The following is a 15,849-nucleotide window of genomic DNA, read 5'->3' as shown; positions in this document are numbered from 1 at the left end:
TTATTTGACTATCCGCGCCTGAGCATCTTTCAGTGCCTGATCGACGGTCTGACGACCATTGATAGCATTAAGGATCGCACTACGCTCTGCATACCAGAAGTTACTCATCTGCGGGATATTCGGCATGATTTCGCCGTTTTTCGCATTCGCCATAGTGGCAGAAATCCGTGGATCTTTTTCCAGCTGTTGCTGATAAGATTTCAGCGCTACAGCACCCAGCGGCTTATCTTTATTCATCGTCGCCAGGCCGTCATCGGTAATCAGATAGTTTTCGATAAACTCTTTCGCCAGCTCTTTATTCGGGCTGGCGGCATTAATACCCGCCGTCAACACACCGACAAAAGGTTTGGAAGGCTTACCGCCAAAAGTTGGCAGCAGAGTCACTGCGTAGTTAATTTTGCTCTTATCCAGGTTCGACCAGGACCAGGGACCATCAATCGTCATCGCCGTCTGACCTTTATTAAAGGCTGCTTCGGCAATCGAATAGTCAGTATCCGCATTGATATGCTTGTTTTTCACCATATCTAGAATAAATTGCAGGCCGGCTTTAGACCCGGCGTTATCTACCCCGGTATCTTTGACATTGTATTTGCCGTTCTCAAATTTAAACGCATAACCGCCGTCAGCAGCAATAATTGGCCAGGTGAAGAACGGTTCCTGCAGGTTCCACATAATGGCGCTTTTACCCTTCGCTCTTAGCTGAGTATCCAGTGCCGGAATTTCTTCCCAGGTTTTCGGAGCCTGCTTAATGATGTCTTTGTTGTAAATCAGCGACAACGCTTCCACGGCAATCGGATAGCCGATCAGTTTGCCGTTATAGGTCACTGCATCCCAGGTAAACGGAAACAGTTTATCTTTGAATTTCTGGTCCGGGGTAATCTCTGCCAATAAACCGGACTGGGCATAACCGCCGAACCGATCATGTGCCCAGAAAATAATGTCCGGACCATTACCGGTCGCCGCGACCTGCGGATATTTCTCTTCCAGCTGGTCCGGATGTTCCACAGTGACACTGATTCCGGTGTCTTTCTCGAACTTTTTGCCGACTTCTGCCAGGCCGTTATACGCTTTATCGCCGTTAATCCAGATAACCAGCTTTCCTTCTTCTATTTTGGCGAAAGCAGAAGATGACAGCACCAGTGTAGCCAGCGCTGAAAGAGCCAGAGAGTGTTTAATTGTCCTGATGCTGAGGGCCATAATCCAATCCTTCTGTTACCTGAGTGAAATCAGGGGTTGTGCCATACCGTGGTATGACCGGGTCTCAGTCCAGTGTGAATTTATCCGCCCCCTGCTTCATCATCCCCCGGCCTACGCCCCCACGCCTCAGAATGTGATCTGCGCTGCATTCTCCGGCGTTCTGTGCTGTGACACACAAAAAAACACCATTCTTTTTGCCGGTGTGATCACGAATTTGATTAACCAGGGGAACCTCTGACCCGCCACAAGGCTCTCTCATCCTCCCTTCTCCTCCCCCCTGAAAAATTTTGTTACGGATGATTACGCCCGGTCTTGAATGCTGCATTGTTCATTACATAACGTTTCATGCTGCCTGCGAGTTGCTGCCAGCGAAATCAGGAGATATAGGATGGCGAGTGTTTCCTTAGACAGCGTGTACAAATCCTACGGCGATACCGTCATATCCAGAGATATCACTCTGGATATTGAAGAAGGTGAATTTGTCGTTCTGGTAGGACCTTCAGGCTGCGGAAAATCCACCATCCTGCGGATGATTGCCGGGCTGGAAGACATTACTGCCGGTGAGCTGAAAATTGCCGGCCAACGGATGAATGAAACCCCTCCGGCTGACCGTGGTATTGGCATGGTGTTTCAGTCTTATGCGCTCTATCCACACCTGACAGTGGCAGAGAACATGTCATTTGGGCTGAAACTGGCCGGTGCCAAAAAATCAGAAATAACACAGCGGGTGAATCAGGTCGCTGAAGTATTACAGCTGGCCCATCTTCTGGACAGACGTCCGAAAGCGCTGTCAGGCGGCCAACGTCAACGTGTCGCTATTGGCCGTACTCTGGTTGCTGAACCTTCCGTGTTTCTGCTGGATGAACCTTTGTCGAATCTGGATGCGGCGCTGCGGGTGCAAATGCGTATTGAGATTTCGCGCCTACATAAGCGCCTGAAACGCACCATGATTTACGTGACCCACGACCAGGTAGAAGCGATGACACTGGCCGACAAAATTGTCGTGCTGGATGCCGGGCAGATCGCGCAGATCGGTAAACCGCTGGCCCTGTATCACTACCCTGCCAACCGCTTTGTCGCCGGGTTTATTGGTTCACCAAAAATGAATTTCCTGCCGGTAAAAGTCACCGCCGCTGAAGCTCAGCGGGTCGAAGTCGAACTGCCAAATCAGCAGCGTATCTGGCTGATGGTCGAAGGCCATGACATCACCCCCGGCAGCAATCTTTCTCTGGGTATCCGCCCTGAACATCTGCTGCCCGGAGAGGGTGCGGAAGTCACCCTTTCCGGCGAAGTCCAGGTCACAGAACGGCTCGGCAACGAAACACAAATCCACATCCAAATTCCGGCAATTCGTCAGAACCTGGTGTACCGCCAGAATGACGTGGTGCTGGCAGAAGAAGGTGCAACATTCACTATCGGTTTACCGCCACACCGCTGCCATCTGTTCCGTGAAGACGGTACAGCCTGTCGGCGGTTACACCCGGAACCAGGTGTATGAAAGCACGCGATCCCTACAGGAGATTAATGATGATAACAATGCGTAGTTCCTCCCTGGCTCTGGCAGTGGCCGCCGGTATCCTTTCTACACAGGCAATGGCTGTTGATTTTAGTGGTTACGCCCGTTCCGGAATTGGGTTTAGTGGCAAAGGTGGTGATCAGCGATGTTTCCAGACCACCGGTGCCGGCAGTAAATATCGTCTGGGTAACGAATGTGAAACCTATGCCGAATTAAAACTTGGTCAGGAACTGTGGAAACAAGGAGATAAAAGTTTCTATTTTGATACTAACGTCGCCTATTCCGTTTCACAGGACAATGACTGGGAATCGACTGATCCTGCGTTCCGTGAAGCCAATGTAAAAGGTAAAAACCTGATCGACTGGTTGCCGGGATCCACACTGTGGGCAGGTAAGCGTTTCTACCAGCGTCATGACGTTCATATGATCGACTTCTACTACTGGGATATTTCAGGTCCTGGTGCCGGTCTGGAAGATGTAGATCTGGGCTTTGGTAAACTGTCTATGGCGGTGACACGTAACACTGAAAGCGGCGGCTCTTATGGTTATATCGCCAGCCAACTGAATGAAGTTGCCACCACCAACAACACTTTTGACGTGCGTCTGGCTGGTCTGCAAACCAACCCGGGCGGCGTTCTGGAACTGGGTGTCGATTATGGTCGTGCGGATACCCGTAAAGGCTATCATCTGGCAGAGGGCGCTACCAAAGACGGTGTAATGATCACCGCAGAACATACCCAAAGCATCTACAGCGGCTATAACAAATTTGTCCTGCAGTACGCCACTGACGCCATGACCGACTCAAGTACCGGCAACGCCATTGGTAAATCTCAGGGATCCAGTGTTTACAACAATGGCCATATGATTCGCGTTATTGACCACGGTGCCATCGACTTCAATGATACCTGGAGCATGATGTACGTGGCGATGTATCAAAATGTTGATCGCGATAACAATAACGGAACCACCTGGTACACCGTTGGTGTGCGCCCGATGTATAAATGGACGCCAATCATGAGTACCTTGCTGGAAGTCGGTTACGATAACGTTAAATCTCAACGTACCGGCGATCGCAATGATCAGTATAAAGTCACCCTGGCGCAACAGTGGCAGGCTGGCAGCAGCATCTGGTCCCGTCCGGCTATCCGTATATTTACAACCTACGCGAACTGGAACGAAAAATGGGGCTACAACACAGATTCTGGCGTGAACAATGGCTTAGCAATGAATGATACCAGCACCACCACCTATAGCCGCGGCAAAAATAATGAAGTTGCCTTCGGTGTTCAGATGGAAGCCTGGTGGTAATCCGCACTCTACTGTCAGTTGCGGATAATAAAGTAGTGTGTTGTTAATCAACCAGGAGACGGACCGGCAGGATGTTGTTGGGGTCACTGCCGGTCGTATTCGTATCCCTAAGGAAGCCATCATGAAAAAAAGTTTGCTGTTCCTGTGTCTGTCATTGGTCCTGTCAGGGGTCAGCCCGACACTGGTATCTGCTGCAGAAAACACGGCAAATACTGCGCCGTCCATTTCCAGCCAGACGTTGCATAATTTATCCTGGACACCGTTGGTCCCGCCGGTAACTCAGGATGTCACACTGGGTAATGCTTCTGTAGAAATAAATCAGGGAGATATTCAGGGGGCTGTAGCGGCCTTTGCCTTACCTGCTGACCGGGGATCGCTGGAAATCACTCTGTCGAGTATGGCCACCGGTAAATCGGTGTACGCCCCGAATGTCTTGATTCTGGATGAACAATTACGTCCTGCTGCATTTTTTCCTTCGGACTATTTCACTTACCAGAAACCCGGCATCGTTTCCAGCGACCGGCTGGAAGGCACTCTTAAACTGACCCCGGCACTGGGGCAGAAACAAATTTATCTGCTGGTGTATACCACCACTCAGGACCTGGAAAAAACCACCAAAATGATCAACCCTGCAAAAGCCTTTGCTGCAGGCGTGGGTAATGCAGTACCCGATATCCCGGATCCGGTGGCACGTCATACCAGTACCGGTATGCTCAGTCTGAAAGTCAGTGCCGAGCAAAGCAGTGGCAATGTCATGATAGGTCAGTTCTTACCTTCGTCTTCTGCGGCTCCGGCTGCGGCACCGGTCGTGGTGGGTAATACTCATCCGACAGCAGCTCCTGCGGCGCCGGCGAAACCGGATGAACCGATGCTGAACGATTCAGAAAGCTACTACAATACGGCGATTAAAAAAGCGGTTGCGGCGGGCAATGTAGACAAAGCCTTAAAACTGTTGGATGAAGCAGAACGGCTGGGTTCTAAAACAGCGCGGAAAACGTTTATCGACAGTGTGAAACACTGACAATAGATCGGCCGGGAAACCGGCCGATACTCTCTGCTGTAATCAGTGCAGGCAGCACTGTTTAAATTTCTTACCACTACCGCAAGGACAGGGATCATTGCGCCCGGCCTTAATTTCAGCGATAAACGGCTGATTAACCACCGGAACCTCGTCGGTCCGCAGATCAAGCCAGTAGTGATGCAAGGCTAATGCGGCTGGTCGAATCGCTTCGATACTGGTTTCAAACTCTTCCGGGCTTAGCTGATCGAGCTTTTCAAAGTGTTCTTCACTGCCATGGAGGGTAATTGCCTCCAGTGATGGCTGCAGATTTTCCGGCAGTGCCGGCCATTGCCCCAGAGCAGCCCCACGCAGGTAACCAAAACACCACTCTTCAACTATGGTAAATTCCTGACCTTCGGTTTCACGGGTGCCAAATAACGGCTCAAACTGGTCCGGGTAATCGGTTAACCGCTGATCGATGTCGTCCATATGCTGGAAAGTCAGCGTCATAAAACGCTCCATTTCCCGCTCAGAACTCCAGCGTGGCACTTTGGATGTACCACCCCACACTTCTACCAGCCAGCGCTCCGGCTCAACCATCACCGGTCCGGAAAGAATTGCTGTCAGCAATCCGTCCAGCCCCGACACATCCAGCACGGAATCCTCATCACCATACTTCATGAAGATATCATCCAGCCATTCCAGCTCTTTCTCTGTCAGGGGACCCTGTGTCATTAACTGCTACCTCATTTCTGTTGCCGGCAGTATACCGGCGTCGTGAAGGAGTAAGTATAACAGCAGTGCCTGTCAGATGGAGAACCTCCTGCAGACGGGTTAGCAGAATCTTCCCAAAACTGTCTCAAAGATTAATGAGAACGTAAATCAGACAGAAAACGCTGAGCACGGGGATGCTGAGGCGCAGTAAAAAACTGGTCCGGATCCGCTTTTTCCAGAATCTGCCCCTGGTCCATAAACCAGATGGTATCTGCCACTTCCCGGGCAAAATTCATTTCATGGGTCACGCACATCATGGTCATTCCTTCCTGAGCCAGGCTGCGCATCACACTCAAAACTTCCCCCACCATTTCCGGGTCGAGTGCCGAGGTCGGCTCATCAAATAACATCACCGGAGGTTTCATCGCCAGGGCGCGGGCAATAGCCACCCGTTGCTGCTGTCCGCCGGAAAGCTGGGCCGGATAAGCATCGGCTTTATGTGACATCCCGACCCGTTCCAGCAACTCACCCGCCTGTTTAAAGGCTTCACCACGGCGAACACCCAAGACTTTTACCGGCGACATCATAATGTTTTCAATCACTGATACATGCGGGAACAGATTAAAATTCTGGAACACAAACCCGATACGCCGACGCAGATGATTCAGCCGGGTACTGCTGCCATGAATATTGTGGCCGTCGAACAGAATCTCGCCCTGTTCGATAGGTTCCAGCCGGTTAACCGTACGAATTAATGTTGATTTTCCTGAGCCGGAAGGGCCACAGACCACCACCACCTCTCCGCTGTTTATTTCAGCATTCACATTGGTGAGTGCCTGATATTCGCCATACCATTTATTCACCTGGTTAAAGATAATCATCGAACGCATGGTCGCTCCTTACTGTGATTGTGATTGAGACAGGACCATTGGCGTGGTCACCGTATTATTTTCCGGTTGCGGACGTTGACGTTTATCAGTAATTCTTTTTTCCAGCCGGTTCGCCAGCCAGGTCAGGCTGAAATTGATCAGGTAATATCCCAGCGCAACAATGGCGAATACCTGAAAAGGTTTGGTCAGTAACTGGTTATTGACCTGGTTCGCGGCATAGGTCAGTTCAGGCACATTAATCACATAACCCAGCGAAGTATCTTTGATAATCGAAACTAACTGGCTGACCAGACTTGGCAGGGTGTTATAGAGAGCCTGTGGCAAAATCACCAGCCACAGAGTGCGCAGATGCCCCATACCTAATGCCCGTGCCGCTTCATTTTGTCCTGCAGGCAACGCCTGAATGCCGCCACGGACAATTTCTGCGATATAGGCACTTTCGTAGACCACCAGAGTGCATAACATAGTGGCAAACCCACCAGCATCATGACCTACCAGCAATGGCACACAGAAGTAAGTCCAGAACACCACCATCAGCAGAGGAACACCGCGCAACATATATACCCAACAGGCGGCAGCTACCCGTAACCAGCGCCAGTGCGCCAGCCTGGCCAGGCCTATCAGAATGCCGACAGGAAAGGCCAGAATCACTGCCAGCAGCGACAGCAGCAAGGTGCACAGAATTCCGCCCAGTGGTCCCTGGGGATACTGCCCCATCAGCAATAACATGCCGTTATTGTGCAAAATAGTGAAAAAATCAGACATGCTGGTTACCTCTGGTAAGCGCGCTGAAAACGGCGAGCCAGCAATGCTCCGGCCCCCATCAGTATCAGCGAGAAAATCAGATAGCCGACACTGGCTACCAGGTAGGATTCAAATGTCCGGAATGTCTCGTTTTCGATATCACGGGTGACATAAGTCAGCTCAGCAACACCGATCACCATCGCCAGACTGGTATTCTTGAATAACAGCACCGTGTGGTTTATCACCGACGGCAGCGCGTTACGGATAGCCTGCGGCAAAATAACCAGCCGCATTGACTGCAGATAACCCATGCCCAGAGATCTGGCACCTTCCGTCTGACCATTAGGGATGGCCCGTAATCCACTACGGATATCCTCTGAGAAATACGCGGCCTGGCAAAACCCCAGGGCAATCAGTGAAAATAAAAACTCGGTATCATAGTTATTTACCCAGTTTTGCACTGCCTGCGGTAACATCGTCGGAATGGCGAAGTACCACATCATCAGCTGAATCAGAGTTGGTACATTACGGTGGTAAGAGACATAGGCGGCGACCAGATAATGAGCGGCGCGAAAATGGCTCAGGCGAATAACAACCAACAGTAAAGCCAGAACCATTGCCAGTATCCAGGCACCCACTGCCAGCTCCAGAGTGACCACCATGCCATCCACTATCATCTGACCATGCTGACCGGTGACTACGGCGTTGAAATCGAGTGCCATGGTAATTTTTCCTTCTACTCAGCCGCACCGGCATAGTCTGCCGGACGCATCGTTGATAATCCGCCAGGCACCTGCAGAGTTGGCGTGATCTCAATATTGCCAATGTTTACCGCTACCGGAGCAGACAGAGCAAAGGCGACACAGTCGGCGATATCTTTTGCCTCAGGCAGTTCAAAACCATCAATAAAACGGCGACGCGCTTCTTCGTGGTCTCCGGAGACATTGCCAAAAATATCGGTCGCGACCCGTCCGGGGCAGATTTCGGTGATTCGCACCCGCTTACCATAGCAATCGACACGCAACTGACGAGACAACGCATGTACCCCCGCCTTGGTGGCGTGATAAATCGAGTTGCCGTTGAAGTTATAAATGGCAGCAATCGAGGTGATATTAATCACATGCCCCCGGTCACGCTCTACCATGCCAGGCACCAGTAACCGGCACAGATGCAGGACCGCCCGCAGATTGACATCAACCTGTGTATCAATGGCCTCTTCATCAGCATTCAGAATTGATCCCGGGCGGGAGACCCCGGCGTTATTCACCAGAATATCCACCTGCAGGTCACGACATAATTCGGTCAGCGCTTCCAGATTGCCAACATCAGCGACATGAGGAATACAACCGGTGCGGGCGGCCAGCGCCAACAGAGGCTCTTCACGACGAGCGACGGCATGAACGGTAATCCCCTCCTGGCATAAACGCTCAACTATCGCCTCTCCCATTCCGGCGGAGGCTCCGGTCACCAGAGCAACCTTATAATCTGAAAATGGCATAATCGCTTCTCCTTGGTTGGGCAGCCGTGCTGCCCTGAGTGTTTATCTGACTGTATTAAGTTTCGTGGAAACGGAATAAGAGGTTAACGCTGTGATCCAATAAGCGGGACTTATACCGGCGAATCATCATTGACTTGCCCTGCTTTGAGCACCACAACTACGGGGCTGTCATATTCAACGTTTTCCCCCCCGACCATTATTTCGCGTATTGTTCCGTCCGCCGGGCTGCGCAGTGGCAACAGCATCATTCCGCTCTGCACTAAACCCAACAGATCACCAGCTTTGACCGGGACTCCGGCGCGAACATAAGGTTCGGGATGGCCAGGATAGCCGCTCAGAAAGCGACCAGGCAGAGGGGACGTTACTGTTAAAACTGATTCCGCCGGCAGCGAGTCTGACGGCTGTGAAGCGACAGGACTGCTTGCCATGCTCCGGGGATCGGGAAATGGTGTTTCTGACGGGTTAAAGCGCATCCGCACCGTCCAGCCACTGCCCTGCAGTTTGATTTCGGTTAAACGTGCCGCAGACATGCTGGCGGCCATTTGACGTAAATGAGTGAGGCGTATCTGTGCTGCGTCCATTAGGTATCCTGCTGCAGGCCAATAATCAGGGTGTCAGTCACTGGCACTGTAGCCTGCCCCCTTAACGCCCGGTAAGAGGGTTTCGTTGTGCTGCTATAAGATCCGCTTATCAGCCCGCCAGCATCAGCGGGCGATTATCCAGAGCGCGTGGTGCCATCAGTGACAGCAGGATGGTTTTTACCGCTTCGGCAGGCTGAGATAACGGCAAATGATCAGACATACAGAAGGACAATGAGGTTTGCACATTAGGTTCTGTTATCTTTGCCATCCAGGCATTGGACGCGCCCAGCATCGCCCTGGCGGCAGATTCCGGCATAATCGTGCAGCCCAGCCCCGCGGCCAGTGCAGCATTCAGGGTAGTCTGAGACTCAATTTCACAACTGACCTGATAACCCAGCCCTTCCTGCACAAACGCATCATCCACCACTTTGCGCATAATGTTGTAGATACGGGGCAGGAAAAGATTGAGCCGGGCCACTGCAGACAGGCTGATTTCCGTGACCGGTTCTCCCAGTGCATACGGACAGACCAGATACAGATCTTCTTTCATCAGAGAGATAAAACGCAGCCCGTGGATCTGCCGGTTATCGTAAATCACCGCCATATCCATCCGCCCGTTCATGATCAGTTCGCTGAGTGTAGTGCCGAAATTTTCATTGAAATAAAGCACAATTCCCGGATGCTGGCGGCGAACTTCCTGCATTAACGGCAGTGCCAGTTGCTGTGCTGCCGTACCCGGTGCCAGCCCTACCGACACATGGCCGGTCAGCGCCTTACCGGCACCTTCGATGGCGCTTTGTGCCTGGTCACATTGCCGGAGGATTGCCTGGGCATGGGCATAGAGTATTTTACCCGCCTCGGTCGGAGTGACTCCCCGTTGGGTACGAATTACCAGTTGCTGTTTGACCTCCCCTTCCAGGGTAGCTAACTGTTGGCTAAGTGCCGGTTGAGCAATATGCAAAATATCCGCAGCCTGGGTCAGGCTGCCGACATCGACAATTTTAACAAAGTACTTCAGGCGGCGCAGATTCATGGGGTTCTCCTGGTGCCGGGCGATAAGTCTGTTATAGCAATATCGGTGCCAGCATCAGCAAAACGCCGCACAGCGCGGTTTGCCCCGGAGTAAACAAAAATAGTTCTGTCGCCATAGGCTCTGCTTAGAGCAGAAACCTGTCCACTAACGCACCACGTTGGTGCAATCAATTCGCACAGCATAATTTCGGGGTTAAAATTACTTATAATCAGTAGGTTAAAAAACAGTCTGTTAACTTTTTGCTGCGAAACCCATTTATTCGTCTGGCTGACAGACACTATTCGCTTGTCCTGCTATTGGCTAAGGTTATGACTCCACAACAAAGCGTTATTGTTCGCTACCCCCTGCACCGCTCTATGCTGCTGACAGACCCCTGAAACTCAAGGTCACGTTCTGCCACGCCGCGCTATCCCCGGGCGTATCACGCCACGCGGCTTTTAACTCCCGTAACCTGGAACTGCTACCCCATGCCTGATATTTCTGAACGTCTGAATAATGTCACCGTCTCCGCATCTCTTGCGCTGACGCAAAAAGCCCGAGATCTTGCAGCGGAAGGGATTGATGTTGTTACCCTGTCAACAGGTGAGCCAGACTTCCCGACTCCGGACCATGCTATCGAAGCGGCTTATACCGCAGCCCGTAACGGCGACACCCGTTACCCGCCTGCCGATGGTTCACCTGCGTTACGTCAGGCAATCCGACGCAAATTCATCAGAGATAATCAGTTAGATTATGATGTCAGCCAGATTCTGACTGCCGGTGGCGCAAAACAAATTATTTTCAATGCCATGATGGCCACACTGAACCCGGGGGATGAGGTGGTTATCCCTTCTCCGTCATGGATTAGTTATGCCGATATTATCCGCTTTGCAGGGGGCACACCGGTGCCTGTCAGTTGCCAGCAGCAGCATGGCTTTATCCCGCAACCCGAAGATATTGAAGCGGCAATCACGCCCAATACAAAATGGCTGCTGCTGAATTTCCCGGGCAATCCAACCGGTGCTGTCGCCACACGGGATGAGTTACAGGCTATTGCCGGGATGCTGCTCAGATATCCGGACCTGTGGATTATGACCGATGATATCTATGAGCATCTTATCTATGATAATGCGTCATTCTATACCCTGGCACAGGTTGAACCTCGTCTTAAAGACAGAGTTTTGACGGTGAACGGCGTATCAAAAGCCTGGTCAATGACTGGCTGGCGTCTCGGCTTCTGCGGGGGTCCTAAAACGCTCATCACCGCAATGAGTAACGTCAATACGCAGAATGCCGGTGGTATCTGTACACTGACTCAGGCGGCGGCTGTCGCTGTGCTGGATGGCCCGCAGGATCTGCTGAAACACCGTGCCGAAATTTATCAGCAGCGCCGGGACTATGTTGTTAAAAGACTAAACGCTGTACCAGGCCTGAGTTGTCATACTCCTGGCGGCGCATTCTATCTGTTTATCAATGTCAGCGAATTTATCGGCAGAACGACGGCCGGTGGACGGTTAATTAATAACGACAGTGATTTTGTGATGGCGCTGATTGAAGAGCAGTATGTGGTGACAGTACCGGGTGCAGCCTACGGTATGAGCCCCTATTTTCGTATCTCATATGCGACCAGCATGGAGCGTCTGGAAACTGGTTGCGACCGCATTCATGCCTTCTGCAGTGGCTTTCTGTCATAACCAGTCAGCTGTCCGACACAAAGCCATCCTTCGGGGTGGCTTTATTGTTTGCGGGCCATAAAAAAACCGCGCTCTGCAACAGAACGCGGTAAACACAGCTACCGTGCAAAATGACTACTGAGACAATACTTCCGCCGCCGGGGCCAGGGTATGACCACTGGCACTAATTTCGCTGCACACCAGTTCGGCCAGTTCTACAGAACCCGGGGTATCACTGTGGATAAGGATAGAACCGGCACGCACAACTATTTCCGTCCCTTCAATGGTAGTTACCGTGCCTTTATCCAGAAACTGGCGAACACGGGCACGCACTTCAGCCTCAGCAGTAATCACGGCGCCTGGCTGACCGCGCGGTACCAGCCGGCCTTCCTGTTGATAAGCACGATCCACCAGGAACAGTGTCAGCGTCGGTAACCCCGCTTCTCTGGCCGCTGACTCAATAATGGTATCGGCCATACAAAAGACAATTACCTGAGGATCAATCCGCGCGACGGCCTGCATTACCTGTAATGCCAGTTGTGGATCACGGTTAATCTGATTGCCCATAGCTGCATGAAAACTCAGATGTGCAATCCGCGTACCTTCTGCAGTGGCAATTCCCTGCAAGGCACCGAACTGATAGACCACCTGCTGACAAATCTCTTCTGCGGAATAGCTATGCTCACGACGACCAAAGCCCTGCCGGTCCGGAAACCCCGGATGCGCGCCGATACCCACGCCACGTTGACGGGCCATACGTACCATCCGGGTCATGATGGCCGGATCACCGGCATGAAATCCGCAGGCAATATTGGCTGAGGAAACATGATTAATAAGTGCGGCATCATCGCACACCTGCCAGATACCAAACCCTTCGCCCATATCGGAATTCACATCAATTTTCATCTCTCGTCTCCTTGTCAGCAAACAGCATGGCGCCACAGAGCCACATGAGTGCGCAATTCATCTAACCAGCGTTCAGTCAGTGCACGAATTTCCTTCGCCTGATGATAATCGGTCTGTACCAGTTGCAGGCTCTCTCCGGGCTGAATCTGCCCCAGCAACCAGAGATCTTCCTCAATCACACAGGCGATTTTCGGATAGCCTCCGGCGGTATTAGCATCACTTAGCTGAATAATTGGCTCGCCTGCTGGCGGCACCTGGATGATACCGGGGATCAGACCGTAGGAACGAAGTTCGATAGTTTCCGAGGGCTGTAACGGAGTCCCGCTCAGCCGGTAGCCGGTACGGTTACTCTGCATAGAAACTTTCCAGCTTTGCTGCCAGAAACGGTCTGACTGTGAGCTGAATAAATGATACTCACCGGAAGGAATAGCACGAATTTGAACTTCCCCTTTGCTGTTGCGGGGAAAAGCATAATGCAGCGCATGTTGTGGCGGCTCAACGCCGATTCCTCCAGCAGGCAGCCGCGCTGATGCATTACTGCCGATGGCCAGGCAGTCACCCCGCCGGAGAGGTCTGCCGTCCATGCCACCAAATTCGCCACGTAAAGAGGTACTGCGGGAACCCAGCACCTGAGCAACCTCAATCCCGCCTGCCACGCACAGATAGCCACGAGCGCCGCTACGGGGAAAACGTAGTTCCAGTTGCTGGCCTTTTTTCACCGGGCACGCCCACCAGCCTGGCAATGGCTGCCCGTCCAGTAACGCCCGGCAATCCGCACCGGTCAGAGCTATTGCCGTATCCTGTAAGAATGTGACTCTGAACGGAAACAGCTGAATCTCGATTGCGGCACTATTCTCGTCATTACCCAGCAAAATATTACCTGCTCTCAGCGCCAGCGGATCCATCACTCCACTGACAGAGACGCCGATATCACGCCAGCCGGGTCGCCCGGCATCCTGAACAGTATTCAGGGCAGCACTTTGTTCTATTTCAATCACTGTTCGGTTTTCTCCGGAACAAAACGGATGATATCGCCGGGAGCAATCAGAGCCGGAGGGGTACGTAGCGGGTCAAAAAATTCCACACTGGCAAAGCCGATGGCATTCCAGCCATTCGGCCCGGTTAACACCGAAACCCCGGTCTGAGGTCCGCCAATGGTCACCGTACCTTTCAGCATATTCAGAGATGGCACTGATTTTCGGGGTGTTGCCAGCGCCGGATCCAGACCATGTAAATAGCCAAATCCGGGCGCACTTCCGACGGCGCAGACCGTGTAATGTCCCTGATAATGGCGGCGAATCACTTCAGCCGCACTCAACCCGGTATGGCGACAGACATTGTCCAGATCGATGGCCTGCTCTCCGCCATATTCAACAGGGATAATGACTTCACGTCCTTGCAGATCGATAGCGCGGGCTTGTTGCCACAGCTCTTCCAGCCAGACCATAACCTGCTGCGGATCCTCCGGAATCTGTTTCAGTATCACCAGCAGATTAGTCACCCCGGGGATAAGCATTTCAACCGCCGGGTCATGACGTAATCCGGCGGCCAGCGACCAGATACGTCGCTGGGCGGCTAAATCAAACCCTCCGGGAGCTTCAGCCAGCCATGCCCTGGCCCCCATTGCCGAAATCCGCAACCGCTGAACGGAAACCACCGATAAAAGCGCAGGCGACTTTGGCTCTCCTGAAATCAATTCCATGGGTTAATCCAACGGCTGGAACTTCAGTGAAGATAATGGCTGTACGTGGTCTTCACGCACCATTTTGTATTCGGTATTTGGACCAATCCAGGTGTTCCAGATTTTATCGATGGTGCCGTTATCATCCATCGCTTTCAGGCTGCTGTTCACACTGGCCAGCAGTTGCGGCTCACCCTTTTTCATGCCAACGCCGATTGGTTCTAGCGCCATTGGCTCTTTGATCATTGCCAGGCCAATACCATCTTTCTGTGCCTGAGAAATCATCTTGATGGCCGTCATTGTATTGGTCACGAAGCCCTGGACTTTGTTCTGTTCCAGCGCAAGGAAAGCTGAGGCGGCATCCTGGAAGGTCACCGGTTTTCCGCCTTTCAGGACAATTGACTGCTCGGAAGTTGTGCCTTTATTAGCACTGATGCGCTTACCTTTGAAGTAGCTCAGCGGTTTACCGGCATTCGCGGCTTTAACCACCAGCATCTCTTTGGCAATGTAGTAGGGGTCGCTGAACTGAATCTGACTGCCACGGGTTTTGGTATAAGCCAGGTTAGCAATCAGAACATCGGCACGCCCGGTAGCAATGACTGCAACACGTGCTTCTACCGAGGTCGGAACCAGTTGTGGTTTGACTCCCATCTGGCTGGCCAGTGCTTTACACAGGTCAATATCCATACCGCTTAACTGACGGGTTTTAGGATCAGGGGACGCAAACGGCGGCACATCAGAATAGACTGCGCATCTCAGCACACCTGAACTTTTTACCGAAGCGAGCAAATCAGCTTTTGCGGCTGAAACCACCATCAACAGTGGTAACGCCAGAGCCAGGGAAGAGTATCGTTTAAATGCCATGCAGTCATCTCCTGTGGATGTTTACACCATCCCCCTGTCAGACAGATGACAGGCTGATAAGCGTATTAAGGTTTCTTGCGGTGCATAACGACTATATCGGCGGGGTAAAATTTGCGGTAAGAGGTAAAGCCTGTCGGGAGATAGGCGAATTATATGGCAGGTGAAATCAGGTCACGCCAGCCAACAATAAGCAAAAATTATCGACCCACAATCAAATCCTGTTATCCGTCATTTCTCTTCCTGCCTATCGTGGTGCTGATCCTGCT

General features: G+C 52.0%; 16 protein-coding genes. 4 read left to right on the top strand and 12 right to left on the bottom strand.

The features are described 5' to 3' along the window. Nucleotides 1-1,197: a maltose/maltodextrin ABC transporter substrate-binding protein MalE gene (gene malE, locus A7K98_RS03075; RefSeq protein ID WP_087487247.1), complete on the bottom strand. Its 1,197-nt coding sequence runs from the start codon at nucleotides 1,195-1,197 to the stop codon at nucleotides 1-3. 388 nt (nucleotides 1,198-1,585) lie between these two features. On the opposite strand from malE, the gene malK reads away from it, so the two are divergent. From malK to malM, 3 genes are all read left to right on the top strand, one after another. Beyond that, nucleotides 1,586-2,695 carry a maltose/maltodextrin ABC transporter ATP-binding protein MalK gene (malK, locus tag A7K98_RS03065; RefSeq protein ID WP_087487245.1) on the top strand — a complete coding sequence of 370 codons (1,110 nt, stop codon included), beginning with the start codon at nucleotides 1,586-1,588 and terminating at the stop codon, nucleotides 2,693-2,695. 26 nt (nucleotides 2,696-2,721) lie between these two features. Continuing rightward, entirely contained in the window at nucleotides 2,722-4,020 is a 1,299-nt protein-coding gene (locus A7K98_RS03060; RefSeq protein ID WP_198361139.1) for a maltoporin, read from the top strand. Nucleotides 4,021-4,141: 121 nt separating this feature from the next. Further along, nucleotides 4,142-5,041, top strand: a complete 900-nt coding sequence (malM, locus tag A7K98_RS03055) for a maltose operon protein MalM (RefSeq protein WP_087487243.1) — start codon at nucleotides 4,142-4,144, stop codon at nucleotides 5,039-5,041. A gap of 42 nt (nucleotides 5,042-5,083) precedes the next feature. Here the strand turns inward: malM and A7K98_RS03050 are convergent, their stop codons facing one another. The 7 genes from A7K98_RS03050 to nac form a co-directional block, all read right to left on the bottom strand. Beyond that, the gene (locus A7K98_RS03050; protein ID WP_087487242.1) at nucleotides 5,084-5,755 is read right to left on the bottom strand and encodes a YecA/YgfB family protein; all 672 of its coding nucleotides are present in this window, start codon (nucleotides 5,753-5,755) and stop codon (nucleotides 5,084-5,086) included. Between the two features lie 131 nt (nucleotides 5,756-5,886). After that, on the bottom strand, nucleotides 5,887-6,624 hold the full coding sequence (locus A7K98_RS03045; protein ID WP_087487241.1) for an amino acid ABC transporter ATP-binding protein: 738 nt from the start codon (nucleotides 6,622-6,624) through the stop codon (nucleotides 5,887-5,889). Between the two features lie 9 nt (nucleotides 6,625-6,633). Next, a complete protein-coding gene (locus A7K98_RS03040) occupies nucleotides 6,634-7,389 on the bottom strand; it encodes an amino acid ABC transporter permease (protein WP_087487240.1) in 756 nt (251 codons plus the stop codon). Between the two features lie 5 nt (nucleotides 7,390-7,394). Then, nucleotides 7,395-8,090 (bottom strand): amino acid ABC transporter permease, encoded by a 696-nt coding sequence (locus A7K98_RS03035; RefSeq protein WP_087487239.1) that lies wholly within the window; start codon nucleotides 8,088-8,090, stop codon nucleotides 7,395-7,397. A gap of 14 nt (nucleotides 8,091-8,104) precedes the next feature. Further along, nucleotides 8,105-8,866 carry an SDR family oxidoreductase gene (locus tag A7K98_RS03030; RefSeq protein ID WP_087487238.1) on the bottom strand — a complete coding sequence of 254 codons (762 nt, stop codon included), beginning with the start codon at nucleotides 8,864-8,866 and terminating at the stop codon, nucleotides 8,105-8,107. Between the two features lie 110 nt (nucleotides 8,867-8,976). Further along, entirely contained in the window at nucleotides 8,977-9,447 is a 471-nt protein-coding gene (locus A7K98_RS03025; protein ID WP_087487237.1) for an acetyl-CoA carboxylase biotin carboxyl carrier protein, read from the bottom strand. A gap of 109 nt (nucleotides 9,448-9,556) precedes the next feature. Next, nucleotides 9,557-10,480 (bottom strand): nitrogen assimilation transcriptional regulator NAC, encoded by a 924-nt coding sequence (gene nac, locus A7K98_RS03020; RefSeq protein WP_087487236.1) that lies wholly within the window; start codon nucleotides 10,478-10,480, stop codon nucleotides 9,557-9,559. A 467-nt stretch (nucleotides 10,481-10,947) separates the two neighbouring features. Between nac and A7K98_RS03010 the strand changes: the two genes are divergently transcribed. Beyond that, a complete protein-coding gene (locus A7K98_RS03010) occupies nucleotides 10,948-12,153 on the top strand; it encodes a pyridoxal phosphate-dependent aminotransferase (protein WP_087487234.1) in 1,206 nt (401 codons plus the stop codon). A gap of 114 nt (nucleotides 12,154-12,267) precedes the next feature. On the opposite strand, the gene A7K98_RS03005 is transcribed toward A7K98_RS03010, so the two are convergent. From A7K98_RS03005 to A7K98_RS02990, 4 genes are read right to left on the bottom strand one after another with little or no spacing between them, the layout of a single operon-like run. Beyond that, complete coding sequence (locus A7K98_RS03005; RefSeq protein WP_087487233.1) at nucleotides 12,268-13,038, bottom strand: LamB/YcsF family protein; 771 nt, start codon at nucleotides 13,036-13,038, stop codon at nucleotides 12,268-12,270. A 14-nt stretch (nucleotides 13,039-13,052) separates the two neighbouring features. Then, nucleotides 13,053-14,036, bottom strand: a complete 984-nt coding sequence (locus A7K98_RS03000) for a 5-oxoprolinase subunit C family protein (RefSeq protein WP_087487232.1) — start codon at nucleotides 14,034-14,036, stop codon at nucleotides 13,053-13,055. Beyond that, nucleotides 14,033-14,740: a 5-oxoprolinase subunit PxpB gene (gene pxpB / locus A7K98_RS02995; protein WP_169715405.1), complete on the bottom strand. Its 708-nt coding sequence runs from the start codon at nucleotides 14,738-14,740 to the stop codon at nucleotides 14,033-14,035. The genes A7K98_RS03000 and pxpB overlap by 4 nt, the downstream gene beginning before the upstream one ends. A 3-nt stretch (nucleotides 14,741-14,743) precedes the next feature. Then, nucleotides 14,744-15,583: a transporter substrate-binding domain-containing protein gene (locus A7K98_RS02990; RefSeq protein WP_087487230.1), complete on the bottom strand. Its 840-nt coding sequence runs from the start codon at nucleotides 15,581-15,583 to the stop codon at nucleotides 14,744-14,746. Nucleotides 15,584-15,849: the final 266 nt, after the last annotated feature.

The organism is Tatumella citrea (genome assembly GCF_002163585.1).
GTDB lineage: Bacteria > Pseudomonadota > Gammaproteobacteria > Enterobacterales > Enterobacteriaceae > Tatumella > Tatumella citrea.
The sequence above is the reverse complement of the archived record's forward strand: the minus strand, read 5'-3'. Positions and strand labels throughout refer to the sequence as shown.

What these genes read in the sequence shown, in the direction of transcription:
- A7K98_RS03030 (WP_087487238.1), bottom strand. Translation starts at nt 8,866, where the DNA reads ATGCCATTTTCAGATTATAAGGTTGCTCTGGTGACCGGAGCCTCCGCC.
- A7K98_RS03010 (WP_087487234.1), top strand. Translation starts at nt 10,948, where the DNA reads ATGCCTGATATTTCTGAACGTCTGAATAATGTCACCGTCTCCGCATCT.
- A7K98_RS03035 (WP_087487239.1), bottom strand. Translation starts at nt 8,090, where the DNA reads ATGGCACTCGATTTCAACGCCGTAGTCACCGGTCAGCATGGTCAGATG.
- nac (WP_087487236.1), bottom strand. Translation starts at nt 10,480, where the DNA reads ATGAATCTGCGCCGCCTGAAGTACTTTGTTAAAATTGTCGATGTCGGC.
- malE (WP_087487247.1), bottom strand. Translation starts at nt 1,197, where the DNA reads ATGGCCCTCAGCATCAGGACAATTAAACACTCTCTGGCTCTTTCAGCG.
- malM (WP_087487243.1), top strand. Translation starts at nt 4,142, where the DNA reads ATGAAAAAAAGTTTGCTGTTCCTGTGTCTGTCATTGGTCCTGTCAGGG.
- A7K98_RS03050 (WP_087487242.1), bottom strand. Translation starts at nt 5,755, where the DNA reads ATGACACAGGGTCCCCTGACAGAGAAAGAGCTGGAATGGCTGGATGAT.
- A7K98_RS03025 (WP_087487237.1), bottom strand. Translation starts at nt 9,447, where the DNA reads ATGGACGCAGCACAGATACGCCTCACTCATTTACGTCAAATGGCCGCC.
- malK (WP_087487245.1), top strand. Translation starts at nt 1,586, where the DNA reads ATGGCGAGTGTTTCCTTAGACAGCGTGTACAAATCCTACGGCGATACC.
- pxpB (WP_169715405.1), bottom strand. Translation starts at nt 14,740, where the DNA reads ATGGAATTGATTTCAGGAGAGCCAAAGTCGCCTGCGCTTTTATCGGTG.
- A7K98_RS03045 (WP_087487241.1), bottom strand. Translation starts at nt 6,624, where the DNA reads ATGCGTTCGATGATTATCTTTAACCAGGTGAATAAATGGTATGGCGAA.
- A7K98_RS02990 (WP_087487230.1), bottom strand. Translation starts at nt 15,583, where the DNA reads ATGGCATTTAAACGATACTCTTCCCTGGCTCTGGCGTTACCACTGTTG.
- A7K98_RS03005 (WP_087487233.1), bottom strand. Translation starts at nt 13,038, where the DNA reads ATGAAAATTGATGTGAATTCCGATATGGGCGAAGGGTTTGGTATCTGG.
- A7K98_RS03040 (WP_087487240.1), bottom strand. Translation starts at nt 7,389, where the DNA reads ATGTCTGATTTTTTCACTATTTTGCACAATAACGGCATGTTATTGCTG.
- A7K98_RS03060 (WP_198361139.1), top strand. Translation starts at nt 2,722, where the DNA reads ATGATGATAACAATGCGTAGTTCCTCCCTGGCTCTGGCAGTGGCCGCC.